18 protein-coding genes are annotated in these 19995 nt (G+C 61.1%); 14 read left to right on the plus strand and 4 right to left on the minus strand.

Features of this window, described 5'->3' with window-relative positions; all coding sequences use genetic code 11:
- Positions 1 to 85: 85 nt before the first annotated feature.
- The 10 genes from KX928_RS01665 to KX928_RS01710 are packed head-to-tail and all read left to right on the plus strand — an operon-like array spanning position 86 to position 9963.
- On the plus strand, positions 86 to 931 hold the full coding sequence (locus tag KX928_RS01665; protein WP_219498143.1) for a TRAP transporter small permease subunit: 846 nt from the start codon (positions 86 to 88) through the stop codon (positions 929 to 931).
- Positions 931 to 2556 (plus strand): TRAP transporter large permease, encoded by a 1626-nt coding sequence (locus KX928_RS01670; protein WP_219498144.1) that lies wholly within the window; start codon positions 931 to 933, stop codon positions 2554 to 2556. Before KX928_RS01665 ends, KX928_RS01670 begins: the two co-directional genes overlap by 1 nt.
- 16 nt (positions 2557 to 2572) lie before the next feature.
- A complete protein-coding gene (locus tag KX928_RS01675) occupies positions 2573 to 3520 on the plus strand; it encodes a phytanoyl-CoA dioxygenase family protein (protein WP_219498146.1) in 948 nt (315 codons plus the stop codon).
- Positions 3521 to 3529: 9 nt separating this feature from the next.
- The gene (locus KX928_RS01680) at positions 3530 to 5038 is read left to right on the plus strand and encodes a UxaA family hydrolase (RefSeq protein ID WP_219498148.1); all 1509 of its coding nucleotides are present in this window, start codon (positions 3530 to 3532) and stop codon (positions 5036 to 5038) included.
- Positions 5035 to 5412, plus strand: a complete 378-nt coding sequence (locus tag KX928_RS01685) for a hypothetical protein (RefSeq protein ID WP_219498150.1) — start codon at positions 5035 to 5037, stop codon at positions 5410 to 5412. The genes KX928_RS01680 and KX928_RS01685 overlap by 4 nt, the downstream gene beginning before the upstream one ends.
- Positions 5409 to 6434, plus strand: a complete 1026-nt coding sequence (locus KX928_RS01690) for a Gfo/Idh/MocA family protein (RefSeq protein ID WP_219498152.1) — start codon at positions 5409 to 5411, stop codon at positions 6432 to 6434. Before KX928_RS01685 ends, KX928_RS01690 begins: the two co-directional genes overlap by 4 nt.
- Positions 6412 to 7299: a phytanoyl-CoA dioxygenase family protein gene (locus tag KX928_RS01695; protein WP_219498154.1), complete on the plus strand. Its 888-nt coding sequence runs from the start codon at positions 6412 to 6414 to the stop codon at positions 7297 to 7299. Before KX928_RS01690 ends, KX928_RS01695 begins: the two co-directional genes overlap by 23 nt.
- Before the next feature lie 24 nt (positions 7300 to 7323).
- Entirely contained in the window at positions 7324 to 8211 is an 888-nt protein-coding gene (locus tag KX928_RS01700; protein ID WP_219498156.1) for an NAD(P)-dependent oxidoreductase, read from the plus strand.
- Position 8212: 1 nt separating this feature from the next.
- On the plus strand, positions 8213 to 9094 hold the full coding sequence (locus KX928_RS01705) for a DMT family transporter (RefSeq protein WP_219498158.1): 882 nt from the start codon (positions 8213 to 8215) through the stop codon (positions 9092 to 9094).
- Positions 9091 to 9963: a sugar kinase gene (locus tag KX928_RS01710; protein WP_219498160.1), complete on the plus strand. Its 873-nt coding sequence runs from the start codon at positions 9091 to 9093 to the stop codon at positions 9961 to 9963. Before KX928_RS01705 ends, KX928_RS01710 begins: the two co-directional genes overlap by 4 nt.
- Here KX928_RS01710 and KX928_RS01715 read toward each other — a convergent pair.
- The gene (locus tag KX928_RS01715) at positions 9950 to 11167 is read right to left on the minus strand and encodes a mannitol dehydrogenase family protein (protein ID WP_219498161.1); all 1218 of its coding nucleotides are present in this window, start codon (positions 11165 to 11167) and stop codon (positions 9950 to 9952) included. The genes KX928_RS01710 and KX928_RS01715 overlap by 14 nt on opposite strands.
- Positions 11167 to 12579: a glucuronate isomerase gene (gene uxaC, locus KX928_RS01720; protein WP_308342060.1), complete on the minus strand. Its 1413-nt coding sequence runs from the start codon at positions 12577 to 12579 to the stop codon at positions 11167 to 11169. The genes KX928_RS01715 and uxaC overlap by 1 nt, the downstream gene beginning before the upstream one ends.
- Before the next feature lie 64 nt (positions 12580 to 12643).
- Between uxaC and KX928_RS01725 the strand changes: the two genes are divergently transcribed.
- The 4 genes from KX928_RS01725 to uxuA are packed head-to-tail and all read left to right on the plus strand — an operon-like array spanning position 12644 to position 16918.
- Positions 12644 to 13684, plus strand: coding sequence for a Gfo/Idh/MocA family protein (locus KX928_RS01725; RefSeq protein WP_219498166.1), 1041 nt, complete (start codon positions 12644 to 12646; stop codon positions 13682 to 13684).
- Positions 13681 to 14688, plus strand: coding sequence for a Gfo/Idh/MocA family protein (locus KX928_RS01730; protein ID WP_219498168.1), 1008 nt, complete (start codon positions 13681 to 13683; stop codon positions 14686 to 14688). The genes KX928_RS01725 and KX928_RS01730 overlap by 4 nt, the downstream gene beginning before the upstream one ends.
- Positions 14685 to 15737 (plus strand): Gfo/Idh/MocA family protein, encoded by a 1053-nt coding sequence (locus KX928_RS01735; RefSeq protein WP_219498170.1) that lies wholly within the window; start codon positions 14685 to 14687, stop codon positions 15735 to 15737. Before KX928_RS01730 ends, KX928_RS01735 begins: the two co-directional genes overlap by 4 nt.
- The gene (gene uxuA, locus KX928_RS01740; RefSeq protein WP_219498172.1) at positions 15734 to 16918 is read left to right on the plus strand and encodes a mannonate dehydratase; all 1185 of its coding nucleotides are present in this window, start codon (positions 15734 to 15736) and stop codon (positions 16916 to 16918) included. The genes KX928_RS01735 and uxuA overlap by 4 nt, the downstream gene beginning before the upstream one ends.
- Here uxuA and KX928_RS01745 read toward each other — a convergent pair.
- Together KX928_RS01745 and mutL are read right to left on the minus strand one after the other, a co-directional pair.
- Positions 16915 to 18153, minus strand: coding sequence for a DNA recombination protein RmuC (locus tag KX928_RS01745; protein WP_219498174.1), 1239 nt, complete (start codon positions 18151 to 18153; stop codon positions 16915 to 16917). The genes uxuA and KX928_RS01745 overlap by 4 nt on opposite strands.
- Positions 18150 to 19964, minus strand: coding sequence for a DNA mismatch repair endonuclease MutL (mutL, locus tag KX928_RS01750; RefSeq protein WP_219498176.1), 1815 nt, complete (start codon positions 19962 to 19964; stop codon positions 18150 to 18152). The genes KX928_RS01745 and mutL overlap by 4 nt, the downstream gene beginning before the upstream one ends.
- Positions 19965 to 19995 lie beyond the last annotated feature (31 nt).

Here is a 19995-nt window from a genome sequence, read left to right on the forward strand (position 1 = left end):
TCAGGCCCTGCACATCTGTCGCGGGGCCTGACAGCTTTTTGACCGTGGTAAAACAACCAATCACCCGGTCATCAGGGGGGACATCATGCAGGAAAAATCAGGCAGCCTTGTCGAATGGCTGGTGCCATTGGGCTTCATTTTCTGCGGGAGCTGGCTCATCTGGCACATGCCCGCCTTCATTCTGGACTGGGGCGGCCACGCCGATCAGCTTGCCGCGCATTTCGCCCGCGTCGATGTGACGCCCAATATGCCGGTCGTGATGGGCGCCCATATTGACGTCTTCGATCTTCTGGCCTTTGTGCTGCTGCCGGTTCTGGCGGTCGTGGGCATCCTGACTGTCCGGCGCGCGCCAATGGAATTCGAAGCATGGGGGCCGCTTGACCGGACGGCCGTTTTCGTCGGTCGCGTGACAATGATGCTCATCGTCTTGCTGATGTGTGTCATGCTCTATGAGGTGTTTACGCGCTACGTACTGGCGTCCGGCACGCTTTGGGCAAATGAGTTGTCGCTCTGGCTCGCGGGATTCATCTTCCTCTGCTCTGGACTTTACGCCATGCAGCAGCGCAGCCATATCCGGATTTTCATTATTTATGACGCGATGCCGCGCTGGCTGCAGCATGTTTGCGACGTCATCTCGACGCTGATGATCGTGACGTTTGCCTTCTTCCTCTTCTACGGCGGCTACGGTGAGGCGTTCCAGAAATTCGCCCGGTGGGAGTTATACGGCTCCGCTTTCAACCCGCCTATTCCGGCCACGGTCAAACCCGCGGTGCTGTTCATCGTGTCTATGGTGGCCGTGCAATCGGTTATCAACCTGATTGCCGACTGGAACACCGAACCCGTTGTTCACACAGCGGCAGATGACATTGACGAAGACGAAATTGCCCGCTTGCGCGAGGCCGTTGGCGCAGACGAAGCGGAGCAAAAGTAATGGATATCGGAACCATCTCGCTGGTCCTCATGCTGGGCCTTGTTCTCTTGCTTGCCATCGGGATGCCCCTGGGGTTTGCCTCGGCCATTCTGTCGGTGCTGGTGCTGGTCATGAAGTTCGAGCCCACGTTGCTCTATGCGCCGTGGACCTTCGGGGATGGCATCCTGACCGGACGACCCGGCAGCGGGCCGCTCAACATCCTGGCCCAGAAGATATTCGGGCTCTTGACCGACTACGTGCTCATATCCATTCCGCTGTTCATTTTCATGGCAGCCTTGCTGGAACGCTCCGGCATCGCCAAGGAAATGTACTCCTCGCTCAATGTCTGGCTGAACCGGACGCGCGGCGGCATTGCCATTGTGACATCCATCATGGCGGTCATCATGGCGGCGATGTCGGGCATCATCGGCGGCGAGGTTGTGCTGCTGGGCCTGATTGCCCTGCCGCAGATGTTGCGGCTGGGTTACAGCCAGAACCTCGCCATCGGCACGATCTGCGCCTCCGGGTCGCTGGGCACGATGATCCCGCCATCGATTGTCCTGATCATCTATGGGCTGATCACCGAAACCTCGATCAAGGCGCTCTTTACGGCGTCCTTCCTGCCGGGGTTCATGCTGGCGAGCTTCATCATCATCTACATCGTCATCCGAACTCAGCTGCGCCCACAGGATGCACCCCTGCCTGAGCCGGTCGAAGGCGAGCCCTACGGGTTCGAGAAATTCAAGCTCTTCTCGGCCTTCCTCTGCGTCCTGGTCGCTGGCTTCGGCACGGTACTGTTCCTGCGCGCGCTCTTCTTCGAGCTGAGCGGACAGAACGCTGCCCAAACCGGCGATGCCATTGCCTATGGTACCGCCGATTACCTGCCGTGGTTCGGCGGGGCGGTGCTCGTTGCCTTCGGGATCATGTTCGGGGTGCTCGGCCGGGCCCGCACTGCGCTGGGGTGGTCAATGGGGAAGGGTCTCGTGCCGCCCATTGTCGTGATCGGCGTGGTTCTCGGGTCCATCTATGGCGGCATCACCGGCATTACCGAAGCGGCCGGCATGGGCGCGCTGGCGGTTCTCGTCATCGCGATTTTCCGGGGCGAGGCGTCCTTTGACCTTGTGTGGGACAGCCTGATGCGCACGCTGAAATCCACCGGCACGATCATCTGGGTAACCATCGGGGCAGCTGCCCTCGCAGGGGCCTATACCATCGCCGGGGGACCGGTCTACGTGGCAGACTTCATCGTTGGCTCCGATCTGCCCACCATGGGGATCATCCTCGCGATGATGCTGATCCTGCTCTTTATGGGGGCATTCATGGATTGGGTGGGCATCGTACTGCTGATCATCCCGGTTTTCCTGCCAATCGTTCAGCGCCTGCCGATCGAGGAAATCGGGCTGTTCGGCGAGCTCAACCCCCGTCACGTGGCGATCTGGTTCGGTGTCGTTTTCTGTATGAACATGCAGGTCAGCTTCCTGTCGCCACCCTTCGGTCCTGCCGCGTTTTATCTGAAATCCGTGGCGCCACCGCACATCAGCCTGACCGATATCTTCAAAGGTTTCCTGCCCTTCATCGGCATTCAGCTATGCGCCCTGTCCGTGCTGCTGATCTGGCCACCTATCGTGTCGTTGCTCTTGCCGTAACTGATGGAGACCACGAATGCTGTCTTATGGGCAAAAACGCACGTTTGAGACAGACGGCTACCTCGTCCTGCCCGACATCGTGCCGCAGGGCATCCGCGACGCGGTCATGTCGGAATACGCCGCCCTTCTGGACGATCTCTGCGCAGCGTGGCAGGCGGAAGGACGCTTGCCGCCGTCAGTGCACGATGAGGATTTCTGGGGTAAACTGCTGACAGCCTACCAAGCAGGCTGCGACTGGTTTCAGCCGATGGACATCAGCCTGCCGGGTGACGAAATCGACGCGGATACGCCGATGCATTTCGGACCAGCGGTTTTTGATCTGGTGACCTGCCCAATGATTCTGGATGTCGTTGAGGCCCTGATCGGGCCGGAGATCACTTCAAATCCAATCCAGCACATCCGCATCAAACCGCCACGTCCGGCGCTGAAGAGCCACGAAGTGCGGGCTCATGTCACACAAACCGACTGGCATCAGGACCGTGGCGTGGGTCTGGAAGAAGCCGACGCGACGGAGATGGTCACGGTCTGGATCGCCATGACCGATGCAACGCTGGACAACGGATGCCTGCAGGTTCTTCCCGGGTCCGGTCAGAAGATGCTGCCGCACTGCCCGAAAACGCAAACCGCCATCGCGGACGGATTTATCGAAGAGGCTGACGCGGTCCCGCTTCCTGTCCCGGCGGGCGGTATCGTGATCCTGCATCCGATGACACCACATGCGTCATTGCCCAATGGCACACATGATTTCAGATGGTCCTTCGACCTGCGATACAATGTTTCCGGCCAACCGACGGGGCGCGCGCATTTCCCGGATTTCGTAGCCCGCAGCGCCGAGCACCCCGACCGGGTCTTGACCGACTGGCGTCAATGGAGACAGATGTGGGAGGACACGCGTCAGAGACTGGCGGGTCAGTCCCACATCCCTATCCATCGCTGGCAAAGCGATGCGCCGTTTTGCGCCTGAGGAGACCCCATGGATACCGTACGTCTTGATCCGACCGATAACGTCGTCACCGCCACCCGTGCCCTGGAAGCCGGCGTTCAGGTTGAGGATGTCAGCACGCGGGTGCTTATCCCCTCCGGCCACAAGATCGCAACCTGTGCGATTGCCAAGGGGGATGTCATTCGAAAATACGCTCAGATCATCGGCTACGCATCCTGCGACATTGCCCCAGGCGATCACGTGCACACGCAGAACGTCGCCTTTCGCAACACCGATGCGGCATATGAGTTTTCAACCGATCTGCGCCCGGTGACGCCTGTTCCGGAGGATCAGCGCGACACTTTCATGGGCTACAAACGTGAAAACGGCGACGTGGGAACGCGCAACTACATCGCCATTGTCACCTCGGTAAATTGCTCTGCCACCGCGGCCCGTCGGATCGCCAGCCACTTCACCCCCGACATCCTGGCCAACTACCCCAATGTCGACGGGGTCGCGGCCTTTGTGCACGGCACCGGCTGCGGCATGGCCGGTGACGGCGAAGGGTTCGAAGCTTTGCAACGTGTCATGTGGGGCTACGCGCGCCACCCCAATCACGCGGGCGTTCTGATGGTGGGTCTGGGGTGCGAGATCAACCAGATCGACTGGCTGCTCGAAGCCTATGGCCTGCAACAAAGCCCGACATTTCAGGTGATGAACATCCAGTCTGTCGCCGGGCTACAAAAAACAGTTGAACTGGGGATCAGGAAGATCGAGGCGATGCTGCCCATCGCCAATCAGGCCACCCGGACGCCCTGCCCCGCATCGGGCCTTATGGTTGCCCTGCAATGCGGCGGCTCTGACGCATGGTCGGGCATTACCGCCAACCCGGCGCTGGGATACGCCTGCGATCTGCTGGCAGCGCAGGGCGGCACCGGCGTTCTGGCGGAAACGCCGGAGATTTACGGGGCCGAACATCTGCTGACGCGCCGCGCCATTGATCAGGCCACCGGGGACCGTCTGGTCAGCCTGATCAGATGGTGGGAAGACTACACCGCACGCAACAAGGGGTCGATGGACAACAACCCAAGCCCCGGCAACAAGAAGGGCGGGCTGACCACCATTCTTGAGAAATCGCTGGGGGCGGCCGCCAAGGGCGGCACCAGTCCGCTGATGGGTGTCTACAAATACGCCGAGCCGGTCACGGCGCAGGGCTTCACCTTCATGGACAGCCCCGGGTACGACCCTGCGAGCGTAACCGGCCAGATCGCGGGCGGCTGCAATCTGGTGTGCTTTACCACCGGGCGCGGCTCCGCCTTCGGATCGAAACCCAGCCCGACGATCAAGATCGCCACGAACTCCGAAATGGCCAGACGCATGTCCGACGATATGGACGTGGATGCCGGCAGCATTCTCACCCGGGGCGTGAGCGTCGAAGAGAAGGGCCGCGAGATCTACGACATGTTTCTCAAAGTCGCGAGCGGGCAGGCAACCAAATCCGAGGCCCAGGGCCTTGGTGACTACGAGTTCGTGCCCTGGCAAATCGGGGCGGTGATGTGAGCCTGACCGAAATCATTCACCGCAACGAAGTGACGACGCTTCTGCTCAGGAAAGGCTACAATATATACCTGCCCATGGTGGACCACGGTATTGATTTCATCATTCACCATGACAGCGACGGTGATCTGAAAATGGTGCAGCAGAAATCACGCTGGACCATCCACAAGAAATACATCGGGCGCGACATCTGGATCGCTTTTCGCAGCCATGAAAACTGGTACTTGATCGAGCACGACAGAATGATCGACCTTTGCGCACGATCCGGGACGCAACTGGACAGCACGTCATGGAGAGAGCGCGGATCCTATTCAAGGGCACATCTGTCGCGCGAGCAGGTGCAGGTTTACCGCGATTATCTGATAGGCGCAGCATGACACGCAAATCACGCATTCTGGTTGTCGGCGGCGGGTTGATCGGCATCCGCCACGTGCAGGCGGTGGAAGCACATCCGGAGTGCACGCTTGTTGGATTGGCCGATCCCGATATGTCCCTGGCACCGGAAGTGCCCCGATTTGCGGATATGTCCGACGTCGACCAGCCGGTGGATGGCGTTATCATCGCCACCCCGACCGGGCTGCACGCTCCGCATGGCATCTACGCGGCAGAACGCGGGTGGCATATGCTGATCGAAAAACCCGTCGCCAGTGATCTGCCCGGTGCCAGGGCCCTGAGCCATGCGGTGGCTCGGGCTGCTGTAGGCTCGCTGGTAGGACATCACAGGCGGTATCACCGCAAGGTACAACAACTAAGAGAGTTGATTGCCGGGAACGCGATCGGCACACCGGTCTGTGCCAATCTCATCTGGGCAATGCGCAAACCAGACGCCTATTTTGAAGGAAACTGGCGCGCGGCTGGCGGCAGCCCGGTCCTGATCAACCTCGTGCATGATATCGACATACTGCGTTTCGTGATAGGCGAGATCGCCACCGCAACCGCGCTGCGTGGCAGGGGCCTGCGCGGAGATACACGGATCGAAAGCGGTGCGGTCGCGCTGGCCTTTGAAAGTGGTGCCACCGGCACGATCAGCTTCGCAGATACCGCGCCAAGCCCGTGGGGTTTCGAGGCCGCGACCGGCGAAAACCCAAACATCGGCACCACAGGCCAGGACATGATGTGGCTTATGGGGACAAAGGGCGCGATCAGCTTTCCATCGATGACCCTGTGGTCCGGCTCGGACTGGGGTCAGCCGGCGGTCCGGATGCCGCTGAACCCCGCGGAAAACATCAAAGCGCCGCTTGATGCGCAGCTCGATCACTTCATCCAAGTCATCGGCGGCGCAGCACCCTTGATCGACGTCGCGGACGCCACCCGAACCCTCGAAACCGCCCTGACCATAGAAGCGCACCTGTCAGAGCAGGTGGAAGGAGTATCAGATGCCCGAAACGCTCACGCCTGATCAAATCGCCCTTTATCGCGAACAAGGTTATCTGGTGCTGGAAAATCAGATACCCGATGCATGGCTGACCCGCATCCATCGCGAAATAGCCCGTTTCGAAGACGAAGCGCGCGGGATGACCGCCAGCAATGACCGCCTCGATCTGGAGGACAGCCACACCCCGGAAGCGCCACGGCTGCGCCGCATCAAGCTGCCCCACCAGATTTCGGACGTGATGCGCGACTTGATGTATTCGGACCATATTCTGGCGCCCGCCCGGGATCTGATCGGCCCGAACCTGCGGCTGCACACGACGAAGCTCAACATGAAGTCGGCAGGTTACGGGGCAGCGGTGGAATGGCATCAGGACTATGCCTTCTATCCGCACACCAATGACGATATTCTGGCCATCGGCGTGTTGATCGACGATATGGCGGCGGAAAACGGGCCGCTTATGGTCTACCCGGGATCGCACACAGGCCCGGTTTACGACCACCATGTCGATGGCGTGTTCGCCGGGGCCATGATACCGGAAGAGAACGGGCTGGCCCCGCAGGACGCCGTGCAGCTCACCGGCCCCGCGGGCGCCATCAGTATCCACCATGGGCGTATCGTGCACGGGTCCGCGCTCAATACGTCTGACAGGGCACGGCGCATCCTGTTTTACGAAATGATGGCCGCGGACGCCTTTCCGATCATGGGATCGATGACCAAGTGGGACGGGATCGAGGATTACAACAGCCGGATGCTCTGCGGCGAACCGACACTGAATCCGCGCCTGAAGGACATTCCGGTACGCATTCCGCAACCGCAACCGGACGTGCCAATCTCGATTTATGAGATTCAGAAGGGTCTGAGAAAACGGTCTTTTGACACCATCGACTAACCGCAACCGCGAAAAGGACAGGTTATGACACAGCCAAAAATCGGATTTATCGGTCTCGGCCTTATGGGCGCGGCCATGGTGGGGCGTTTGCAGGACAAGGGCTACTCGCTCACGGTGACCGCCAACAGGTCGCGCCCGAATGTCGATGCCGCCGTGGCGCGTGGCGCAACCGAGGTCGCAACCGCGCGCGATGTGGCGGCTGCCAGTGACATCGTGATGCTGTGCATGGACACAAGCGACAGCGTGGAATCGCGGATGCGCGGAGATGAGGGCGTAATTGCCGGGCTGTCATCCGGGGCTATTGTCATCGATTTCGGGACGTCATTGCCCGGCAGCACCCGCACCCTGGGCGAAGAGGTCGCGGCGGCCGGAGGCACCTATCTGGATGCGCCGCTCGGTCGAACGCCGACACATGCCAAGGACGGCCTGCTGAACATCATGACGGCGGGCGACAAGGACGCCTTTGACAAGGTGGAGCCGGTCCTGAAGGATCTTGGCGAAAACGTCTTTCACCTCGGTGCGTTGGGGGCAGGTCATACGATCAAGCTGATCAACAATTTCTTCGGCATGACGGTTGCCAATGCGATGGCCGAAGGCTTTGCCATGGCCGATGTCGCCGGTATCGACCGCGCACAGCTTTATAGCGTGATGGCAGCGGGTCCGCTGCATTCCGGCATGATGGATTTCGTGAAAGGCTACGGCGTGGACGGCGATCCCAACCAGCTGGCCTTTGCCATCAAGAACGCCGCCAAGGATGTAGGCTATTACGCCCGCATGGCCGAAGAGGCGGGCGTGGACAGCATCATGTCGAAATGCGCCCTGACAGCGCTGCGCGAGGCGACCGAGGCTGGCCACGGCGATGATATGGTCAGCCAGATGATCGACTTCTTTGCCGATAAAATGAAGCCGTAGCGTGGCCGTCACCGCAGGCCTGCTGGAAGATCGCCCGCATTTCGGCATCATGCTGATGCTTTGCGCTTGGCTGCTGTTTGCGCTGGTGGATACTGGCGCGAAATGGCTGGTCATCGCGGGGTTTCCGGCTTTCCAGCTGGCTTTCATGCGGTATTTTGGCCATTTCGTCATCTCGATCGCGGTCATCGCCAGGGGAGGCATCGAGCGTGACCGTTTTCAGACCGGGCACATGTGGCAGGTGATCAGCCGCGCGATGCTGCTGATCACGGCGACCCTCTCCAACTTTTATGCGTTGAACTTTCTGCCGCTAACCGTGACCTCGGCGATCATGTTCTCCAGCCCTGTCATCGTGTGCCTTCTGTCGTGGCCGCTGCTGGGAGAGCGTGTGGGCCCCTGGAGATGGTTCGCGATCATGCTGGGGTTCGGCGGCGTGCTTGTCGTTATCCGCCCCTTTGGCGAAGCGTTTCACATCGCCATGTTGATGCCGCTCTACAATTCGGTCAGCCTGGCTCTCTATTCGATCATGACCCGGAAACTGGCAGGCGTCGTGGCGACCGAAACCATGCAGTTCTACATGGGGGCCTTGGGCACAGCCGTGATGCTGCCCTTTGCGATCTGGGCCTGGGAATGGCCCACCAACCTGCTTGATTGGGCGGTGTTGATCAGCCTTGGTGTCTTCGGCTGGGCCGGGCACCAATTGCTGACAAACGCACATCGCTTCGGTTCCGCCAACACGCTCATGCCGTATACGTACTCCTTCATGATCTACCTCTCGATCCTGAGCTACTTTGTGTTCGACCACCTGCCCGACCAATGGACGGTGGTGGGTGCCGCGATTATCGTCGTCTCAGGCCTGATCATCTGGAAAAGAGAGCAGCGATGACCAGAGTTGCCTGCGTCGGCGAAGCGATGATTGAACTGTCGATGAATGGATCGACCGCACAGGTTGGCGTGGCCGGTGATACGCTCAACACGGCGGTCTACCTCAAAAGGTCCGCGCCGGAGCTGGCGGTCGATTACATGACTTGCCTCGGGGACGATCCCTTCTCGCGAAAAATTCGTGACTTCATTGCCGAACAACATATCGGGTGCAGCGCAATCCAGGTCATCCCGGGGAAGTCACCGGGTCTCTACGCCATAACCACCAACGCCGAAGGTGAACGCGCCTTTACCTATTGGCGCAGCGCGTCCGCCGCCCGGGATATGTTCCAGAAGAACAGTGCCTTCGACTTCTCCGCGCTGAATACCTATGACGTCATCTACCTGTCCGGCATCACCATGGCGATCCTGCCGCACCCCGTACGTCTGGCGCTTGTTGCGCATCTGCAAGACACCGACGTGCAGGTCGTTTACGACAGCAATTACCGGCCGGGGCTGTGGGAAGATCAGCGCACCGCGCAGGAAGTTACCCGCGCGCTCTGGGCGCGTGCCGATATCGCGCTCCCCTCGATCGACGACGAAATGGCGCTGTTTGACGAGACAGAAGCGCAGGTTGCGGCGCGCTGCCAGCGATTGGCCGCGACCGGTGCTTTGAAACGCGGTGAACGGGGGCCGTTGTGTTTGGGCACGGATGTTACGCAACACTACCCGGTGGCCGCCACTGTTCTGGATACAACCGCCGCGGGGGACAGTTTCAACGGCGGTTATCTGGGCGCGATCCTGACCGGACGATCGCAAAAGGATGCCTTGCGGGCCGGGCACGATTGCGCGGTGCGGGTGGTCCAGCACCGCGGCGCGATCATTCCTGAATAACCGCCGCCAGATCGGCTGCATCAATCAAGGCCAAGATATCCGCATCCGGCCCCCCGGCTGCAATGACCCGCGCGATCTCCGGTCCCAAGGGATCCTGCACCGCACGGTTTGCCGCCGTCTCCGCCCTGCAGAATGCAAGCCAGGCCCGCACACCCCGACCCAACGCCGGGGCCGTGATGTCATCCGCATGCAACGCGCGGAGGCTCTCGAACATCCGGTACGGCAGCTTTTGCGAACCATCCATCGCGATCTGCCTCAGGCTGTGGTTGATGTGCGGATTGTCAAACCGCGCAATCAGGGCCTCGGCATAGGCAAGCGCTTTCGCTTGCACCTCAGGCGCGAGCGTTTGCGCGGCCTCCGCCATCAGGGCGCGCGCCTCGGCACGTAACCTGCTGTCACCCACCGCTTCGTGTACATAATCGTACCCGGCCAGTATCCCGGCATAGGCCAGCATCGAATGCGCCGCGTTCAGCATGCGCAGTTTGCGCATCTCGTGCGGGGCCACATCGGTAACGAATTGGACATCCCGCCACTCCGGGCGGGGACCGGCGAAACTGTCTTCGATCACCCATTCGCGAAACGGCTCGGTCGGAACGGCCATCTTGTCGCCCGTCACCTGCCGCAGCGTGTCCGTGGTTGCCGGGGTGATCCGGTCAACCATGCTGTTGGGGAAGGTCACGCGGGACGTGTCCAGCGGAAGCGCCGCGCGCGCGGCGAACTCCTGAACCGCGTTGCGCAGCGTGTCCCCATTGTCATTGCGATTGTCGCAACTGAGCACGGTGACCGGCGCCCTCCGCCGCGCAAGCCCATGCGCCAGCAAACCGATTACCGTGCGCGGCCCACGGCCTGAGAGATCTCCGGCAATCAGCGGATCGGACGTGTCCAACCTGTTGTCAGCGCCAAGGTGGTAGCCTTTCTCCGTTACCGTGACGGAGATGATGTGGACATCCTCTGCCACGATCTGGACCAACACCGCCGCGGGGTCTTCTGGCGCCACGAGGATGTCGTCGAACACGGTAATACGCTTTGTGCCCTCTCCCTGAATGGCAAGGGTGTAGTCAAACCCCTGTGCCGCCAGCCCGTCGCGAACAGCAGCGGACCGCAGGCTTACGCCAGTCACCGACCAGCCGCCCGCATCCTGTGTGTAATCAGCCAGATGCGCCCGGCAGAAGTTCCCGACACCGATATGAAGAATGCGGGGCATCAGCCGGACAATCGATAGGCGTCGCGGGCCAGATCGGTCGCCAACAGGGTCGCCAGTGCACGCGCATCGGTCATGCCACAGGCGCTTCTGGCAACCTGCTCGCTCAAATGCAGCGCCACGCCGCGCCGCCAGAGATCATGGCGGGCGGGAATCGACAGGAAGGCCCTCGTATCGTCGTTGAAGCCTGCGAGATTGTAATAACCTGCCGTCTCGACAACCTGATCGAAGTACCGCGCGATGCCAGCGGCGCTGTCGTGGAACCACCACGGCGGTCCGATGCGCAAACAGGGCCAGTGGCCGGCCATCGGGGCCAACTCGCGCGCGTAGGTTGTCTCGTCCAGGGTAAACAGGATCAGGGTGAACTCCGGGGCGTTGCCGACACGGTTCAACAAAGGCTCCAGCCCGCGCACCCAATCGGTGGCAACAGGGATATCAGCCCCCTTGTCACGACCAAACCGCGCCATCACGGCCTGGTTGGTGTTACGCCTGCTGCCGCCATGGATCTGCATGACCAGCCCATCCTCCACCGACATCTGCGCCATTTCGATCAGCATATGGCCATAAAATCGTTGCGCATCTTCCGCCGATCCGGTGCCTGCCCGCAGGCGCTGGAATAGTGTCTCGGGCTCGGCCAGCCATTCGGTGTAAACAGCCTCGATCGCATGATCCGTTGCGGTGGCGCCTGCAGCGATGAAGACGGCGCGACGCTGGCGCAGCGCGGTGAGATACCCATCGAAAGTACACGTGTCTGCCCCGGTCAGAACCGCCAACTGGTCGAGATTGGTGCGAAACGAAGGATCTGCCGGGTCAAGAAGGCTGTCGGGGCGGAAGGTGGGGATCACCCGCCCCTGCCAATCGCTGTCACGAATGGCCTGATGGTGCGCGAGGTCATCCAAGGCGGCGTCCGTTGTCGCCAGAACCTCAATACCGAAACGGTCAAACAACGCCCGGGGGCGGAAATCGGGATGCGCAAGTTTCTCGGCAATCTGGTCGTAGACCTGGTCGGAGGTCGCCGCCGACAAAGGCGTGGAGATGCCAAGCGTTTCGGTCAGGACATAGCTGATCCAGAATCGTGAGGGCGTGCCGAGGAAAAGATGCCAGTTGCTGGCAAACAGCCGAAAGACATCGCGTGGATTGGCCGCCCCTCCGGCGGAGCCTATGCCCAGATCGGCCAAATCCGCCCCTTGCGAAAAAAGCATCCGGAATACGTAGTGATCCGGAACAACCAGAAGGGCGGCCGGGTTCGCAAAAGCCTCGTCATTGGCAAACCATGCCGGGTCGCAATGCCCATGCGGCGAGACAATCGGCGCATCGCGGATTTCTTCGTAGAGCAGGCCAGCGTCACCGGTCAATATCTGCACATATGCCCCCAGAAATCCTGTATTTTTGCTGACAATACCACGAATTTTCACGAGTGCATCTTTTGCTTGGCCTTTTGTCGGTTTCCTGCAAATCTCGCCGCAGCTGGGAGGAGACATGAGGATTGCGCTGATCGGGCTGGGCATGGTGGCAGATACCCATCTGGCCGCAATTCAGCATTCTGACAAAGGGCTTCATCTGGTAGGGGTGTTCGGGCGCGATCCTGGACGCGCGCAGATGTTTTCCGACAAGGCGTCCGGCGCGTTGGGATACCCGGTTGCCCGCTTCACCACCGCCCGCGAGATCGCAAACAGCCCGGAAATCGACTTCGTGATCCTTGCGACGCCACCAGACGCGCGCCATGAAATCGTTGACATGATGGCTGCGGCGGGCAAGCCGATCCTGATGGAAAAACCCATCGAAAGGACCCTCGCTGCCGCCAATAAAATCGTCGCCACCTGCGCCAGCCAACAGGTGCCGTTGGGGATCGTGTTCCAACACCGTGCGCGGGCTGGATCGCAAGCCATGAAACAAAAGGTGGACGCAGGCGTTCTGGGTCAGATAGCCACGGTGGATATCAGGGTTCCCTGGTGGCGCGAGCAAAGCTATTACGACGCGCCCGGGCGGGGCACATACGCGCGCGACGGCGGTGGCGTGATGATCAACCAGGCCATTCACACGCTGGATCTTGCGCTGTGGGTGCTGGGCCCCGTTCTGAATGTGCAGGCCCTGATGCGCAGCACTCCGCTGCATCATCTTGAGGCGGAAGACTGGGCCGGCGCCCTGTTCGAGATGGATAATGGCGCAATCGGCACGCTGATGGCGACCACAGCCGCCTACCCGGGCGGCGCGGAAAGCCTGAGTGTGCAAGGCACCAAGGCGTCCGCACATCTGGCGTCGGGCGTTCTGACGGTGACCCTCATGGATGGTCGTATCGAGACGATCGGATCGCAGGCCGACACCGGCGGCGGCGCTGATCCCATGGCCTTTACGCATGCGTGGCACCAGACGATCATCGAAGATTTCGCCAACTGCCTGAAAAGCGGCGCACCCCCCATCGCGGACGGTCACAGCAGCCTTGCAGCGCACCGCGTCATTGACGCCATGGAACGGGCGACCGTATCCGGAGAACGTACAAAGGTATCGCACGCAACATGACCCTTTCCTTTGTCGCCCTCGGGCTGGATCACAGACACATCTACGGCATGACAGAAAACATGCTTGAGACCGGCGCGCGCTGCGTGGGTTACTGGACCGAGGGTACGCCCGAAACACTGCGAGGTTACACCAAGCGGTTCCCCGACATCCCGCGCATTGAAAGGCTGGAGGCCGCACTGGATTGCGGTGCATCGCTTGCCTTGATCTCCGCCATTCCGGCGGACCGGGCGGCACTCGCCATTCAGGCGATGCAGCACGGCATGGATGTCATGACCGATAAACCCGGCTGCACAACGCATGCGCAACTTGACGATATCAAAGCCTGCGCGGCACGGACCCGGCGCATCTGGTCCGTCAATTTCTCCGAACGGTTTGAAGTGCCCGCCGTGACGCGAGCGACCGAACTCGTCGAGGATGGGGCCATCGGCAGGGTCGTGCACACGGTCGGTTTGGGACCGCACCGGCTGAACCGCGCAACCCGTCCCGATTGGTTTTTCCGGCGCGCAAGCTACGGCGGCATTCTGACGGACATCGCATCGCACCAGATTGACCAGTTCCTGCACTTTACCCGCGCAACCGACGCCGAGATCACGCACGCCTTCGCGGCCAACCACGCCAACCCCGACGACCGGGAGTTGCAGGACTTCGGTGAGCTGTCTTTGCGCAGTACAAATGCCTCCGGTTTCATTCGGGTGGACTGGTACACGCCTGACGCATTGCCGACATGGGGGGACGGGCGTCTCACGCTTCTGGGCACGCAAGGGTATATCGAGCTCCGGAAATATGTGGATGTCGGGGGGGCTACGGGGACCGATCACGTCGTTCTGGTGAACGGGGACCGGTGCGAAAAGATTGACGCAAGCGGCGCGGGTCTGCCTTACTTTGAACGGTTTGCACATGATCTGGCCAACCGCACGGAGACGGCGATGACACAGCAGCACTGCTTTACCGTCATGGAACTGGCATTGAAGGCGCAGCGCATGGCCGAAGGGGCGTCGCGGTGACCCGCGTTGCCATTCTTGGCGCTGGGATCGGGCGGGAACATCTCGCCGCCTATCGCGACCTGCCCGGGCGATTCACTGTTGCGGCTGTCGTCGATCAGGACGCCAAGCGCGCCGAGAGCATTCGAGGGGGCGACAGTTTTGCGGTGCAGACGGATCTGCAACTGGTGCTGGAAGATCCCGGTATCGACCTCGTGGATGTCTGTTTGCCGCCTCATCTGCATGTCCCCGTGACCGTTCGGGCGCTGGCCGCCGGCAAACATGTCATTTGTGAAAAGCCGCTTGCGACCTCGATGGCCGATGTCGACCGGATTAGGCAGGCGGCAGCCCAAAACGGCAAACAGGTCTTCCCTGTGTTCCAGTACCGGTGGGGCCCTTCCCTCACGCAGCTGCGCAGATTGATCGCAACCGGGATGGCCGGGCGTCCGCACGTCGGCGCGATCGAGACTCACTGGAAACGCGGGGCGGATTATTACGCGGTGCCCTGGCGCGGAACCTGGGCCGGGGAGCAAGGTGGCGCGGTTTTGGGCCATGCCATTCACAACCACGACCTGATGACCCATTTCATGGGACCGGTTGCCGCCGTTTCCGCAATGACGGCAACGCGGGTAAATGACATCGAAACGGAAGATTGCGCGGCGCTTAGCTTTCAGATGCAAAATGGTGCCCTGTGCACCAGCAGCATCACCCTTGGGGCGGCAACCGATGAAACGCGCATCCGTCTGGTGTTCGAGCATCTCACGGCCACCTCCGGCACGGACCCATATGCGCCCGGCAGGCAGGCATGGGCGTTCACCGCCCGTATTGCCGAAAATCAGCAGCGGATCGACGCCGCACTGGCGGATATGCCGCCGGAGCCTGCGGGCTTTGCCGGGTTCCTGAGTGAAGTCGCCGCCGCCCTTGCTGGCAAGGAACACAGCGCCGTATCGCTGGAAGACGGGGCCGCATCCATCGAACTGGTCACGGCCATCTACGATGCGGCGCAGCGGGGCGCGCGTGTCAGCCTGCCGCTGACGCCCGCGCATCCGCTGTACGGAGGATGGCATTCATGAAGCAATGCTGGCGCTGGTTTGGTCCAAACGACAAGATTGCCCTCGGCGATCTGCATCAGGTCGGCGTGACGGGGATCGTGACGGCGCTGCATCACCTGGCGCCCGGCATCGCCTGGTCAGAAAAAGAAATCAGACAGCGGCAGAACCTGCTGCACTCCGCCGGTTTTACGTGGGATGTTGTGGAGAGCCTGCCGGTGTCAGAGGCCATAAAAACGCAAAGCACCGATGCGAACGACCATCTGGAGACCTATAAATCCAGCCTGCGCGCCCTGGCAAAATGCGGCATCAAGACAGTTTGCTACAATTTCATGCCCATCCTCGACTGGACCCGCACCACATTGCGCGCACGCCAACCTCATGGCGGCAAGGCGATGCTGTTCAGCTTGCTGGATTTCTCTGTATTCGATCTGCTTATCCTGAAACGTCCGGGCGCGCCCGAAGACTATTCGCCCGCGCTGAGGGCCGCGGCCGAGCGCCGTTTCCGATCTCTCTCCGATGCGGAGCGGCTGACCCTGAAACAGACAATCATCGCCGGATTGCCCGGCGCCAACGACACCTGGACGCTGGAGGATGTCTCCGCGCGTCTGTCCACCTATAATGCCATCGGGCCGGAAAAACTCAGGGCGCATCTGTTCGATTTCCTGTCCGAAGTCGCCCCGGTCGCGCAGTCACTGGGGCTACGGCTGTGTTGCCATCCCGACGATCCGCCCTTTGGCCTGCTTGGTCTGCCCCGTGTGATGTCCTCGACCGCGGATTACGCACGGGCGTTGGCAGCTGTCGATATGGCGGCCAATGGCGCGACGCTCTGCACGGGGTCACTAGGCGTTAATGCCGCCTTCGATGCCCCGGAATTCGTGCGCAGGCTGGGCGCGCGCATTCATTTCGCACACCTGCGCAACACCAAAAGACTGGACAGCCATGACCCTGCCCGGCCCGACTTCTTCGAGGCCGCGCATCTGGAGGGCGACACTGATATGGTGGCAACTGTGCGTGCCTTGATGGCGGAGCAGGACAGACGCCGGACAGAAGGCCGAGCTGACTGGCAGATTCCCATGCGTCCCGATCACGGTCAGGAACTGTTGAGCGACCGCGACAGCGACAGCATGCCCGGCTACCCGTTGATCGGGCGGATGCGCGGGCTTGCGGAATTGCGCGGTATCATGGCCACCTGTTCGACCTAGTTGTCGGGTTTTGCCAACGGTACCACGTTTGCGGCCTCATCCGGAGAGAGCTCTTCAAAGTCAAAATTATCCAGCCGGTGCGCCCGCTTGCCCGCCTTGTCGGAACTGATCTTGATTTCCTCGATGTCCTTGGACGCCTGCGAAAAATGCCGGTCCAGATTGCCGACCCGCGTTCCCAGCCGGTCCACGTCTGCAACAAGCTTCGACAGCTCTGAACGAATGGCCCCGGCCTGTTCGCGCATCCGCGCGTCCTTCAGGATCGCGCGCATCGTGTTGAGCGTCGCCATGCAGGTGGTCGGGGACACGATCCAGACGCGTGCATCAAACCCCTTGCGCACAAGATCCGGGAAATTCGCGTGAAGCTCGGCGTAGACAGCTTCCGAGGGCAGAAACATCAGGGCGCCGTCAGCGGTTTCGCCGTCAATGATGTATTTGTCCGAGATGTCGTTGATGTGCTTGGTGACAGCCACCTTCAGCTTGGCGACGGCCTCTTTAAGCTCCCAGTCCGTATCGGCCGCGCGCAGCGCTTCGTAAGCTTCCAGTGGGAACTTGCTGTCGATGACGATCGGCCCCGGTGGGTTTGGCAAGTGAACCAGGCAATCAGCGCGTTTACCGTTACTCAGCGTGTGTTGCAGCACGAAGCTGTCTTTCGGCAGCGCCTTGGATACGATATCGCGCAGCTGTATCTCGCCGAAGGCCCCCCGGGTCTGTTTATTGCTGAGGATATCCTGAAGCGACAACACATCGCCTGACAGCTTGGTAATATTGTCCTGTGCCTTGTCGATGGCCGCAAGCCGCTCCTGCAACTGCGTCAGCGAGGTGGTTGTCTGTTTGGAGGACCCGTGCAGTGCTTCCTTCATCCGCTCCTGCATTTCGGACAGGGATCGCGCGGATCTCAGCGCGTTGTCGGACAGGCGATCCTGCATCTGCTGCTGCACGGTGGCCAGGCGGGCCTCAACCGTCTGGATCACCTGTGTTTGCGCATTTGCCTGCGTATCGGAGACCGTCTGCAACCCGCCCCGCAATTGTTCCTGACCCGCGCCCAATTGCTGGACATGCTGGCCCAGGGCGTTGATCTGCTGTGCCAGCGGCGCGGTCATGCGCGCGCTGCGTCCGGCGGCGCGTACCGCCACGACCAGCAGCAGTAAAATCAACGATACGACGCCGGCAGCAACCAGCGAGACCATCACGGCCGGATCGCTCAGCACGTAGGTATTTCCTGCAATTTCAATCATGTGCGCCCAAAGAGCCGTTCGATATCGCTCAGTTTCAGTTCAACATAGGTGGGGCGCCCGTGATTGCATTGTCCCGAATGGGGTGTCGCCTCCATTTCGCGCAGCAACGCGTTCATTTCGTCCGCCCTCATCCGCCGACCGGAGCGGATCGAGCCATGACAGGCCACGCGACTCAGGATCGCCTCGATCCGCGCTTGCACCGTGTTGCTGCTGTTCTGATCGGCCAGTTCGTCAAGTATGTCGAGCACCATGGCGCGCGCATCCACTGACCCGAGAATTGCTGGCGTTTCCCGCACCGCGATGGCCCCTCCACCAAATGGTTCAATGCCTAAACCAAATTTCTCAAGCTCGGGAGCGATGTCCATCAATCGGGCGCAATCACCTGTTGAAAGTTCAATGATTTCCGGGATCAGCAAGGCCTGGGAGGCAACGCCTTTCTCAGCCATCTGGCGTTTCAGCTTCTCGTAGACCAGTCTTTCGTGCGCGGCATGCTGATCGACAATCACCATGCCCGTCGCGGTCTGGGCGATGATGTAGTTTTCATGCACCTGCCCCCGTGCGGTGCCCAAGGGGTAATCCTCATCGGTGGTCGCCTCCTGAGGTGCCTCAGGTACCTCTACCCTGCCCCAAACGGGGGCGGTTTCCTGGAAAACCGGCGCAGCCGGGCGCGCCGGGCGTGACTCCATCTGGTAGATGCGCGCGCCTGTTGGTTCCGGCCTCATCGCACCCAAAGTTGCGCCGGCCACTGTTGTCGATGCGCGATGCCCTGCATCCGCCAAGGCATGCCGCAGGGCCGACACGATCAGACCGCGTGCCAGACCCGGGTCGCGGAAACGCACCTCGGACTTCGCGGGATGCACGTTCACGTCCACAAGGGTCGGATCACAGTCGATAAATAGCGCGGCGGCCGGGTGCCTGTCGCGGCTCAGAAAATCGAAATACGCCCCGCGCAGGGCACCGACAAGCAGTTTGTCTCGCACCGGTCTGCCATTGACGAAAAGATACTGCGCGACCGCTGATCCACGCGAATATGTTGGCAAAGCCGCAAAGCCTGTCAGGTGCAACCCTTCGCGCTCTGCATCGATTGGCAGCGCATTCTCGGCAAACTCCCGTCCCAGTACCCGTGACAGGCGGCCATGCAAAGCGTCGAACAAATCACCCTGTTCAGCATCCGCGCGAAAAACCTCACGGCCGTCCCCGCCGCCCGATACGTCGCGCAAAACGAACCGGACGAAGGGTTCGGCCATGGCCAGCCGCTTGATGACGTCCCCGATCGCCTGCGCCTCTGCCCGGTCGGTGCGCAGAAATTTCAGCCGCGCAGGCGTTGCATAGAACAGATCGCGGAGCGTGACGGTGGTTCCGGTGTTCAGGGCGGCAGGCTTTGGCGCGCCCATCTTTCCGCCCGTGACGGTAATCTCCACCCCCGCCGCATCCTGCGCCCGGCTGGCCAGTGTCAGGCGACCAACAGCACCGAGCGACGGCAAGGCTTCGCCGCGAAACCCGAAGGTGTGAATGTCCAGCAGGTCAGAGCCGTCGATTTTCGACGTGGCGTGACGCGAGAGGGCGAGCGGCAGATCCGCCTCCGTCATCCCGCAGCCATCATCCTGAACCCGGATCAGGGTTTTGCCGCCATCGGCGTAGTCAATTGTGATCCGATGCGCGCCCGCATCCAGCGCGTTTTCCACCAGTTCCTTCACGGCAGAGGCCGGGCGTTCGACAACTTCACCCGCTGCGATACGGTTGATCGCACCTTCGTCAAGTTGCCGAATAACGGGACGCGTATCGCCTATATTGGGGTCCAGAGAAGCCATACCGCTAAGTCTAGCATGCCTCTGGCCGATT

Origin of the sequence: Roseobacter insulae (genome assembly GCF_019375555.1) — a bacterium.
GTDB lineage: Bacteria > Pseudomonadota > Alphaproteobacteria > Rhodobacterales > Rhodobacteraceae > Roseobacter > Roseobacter insulae.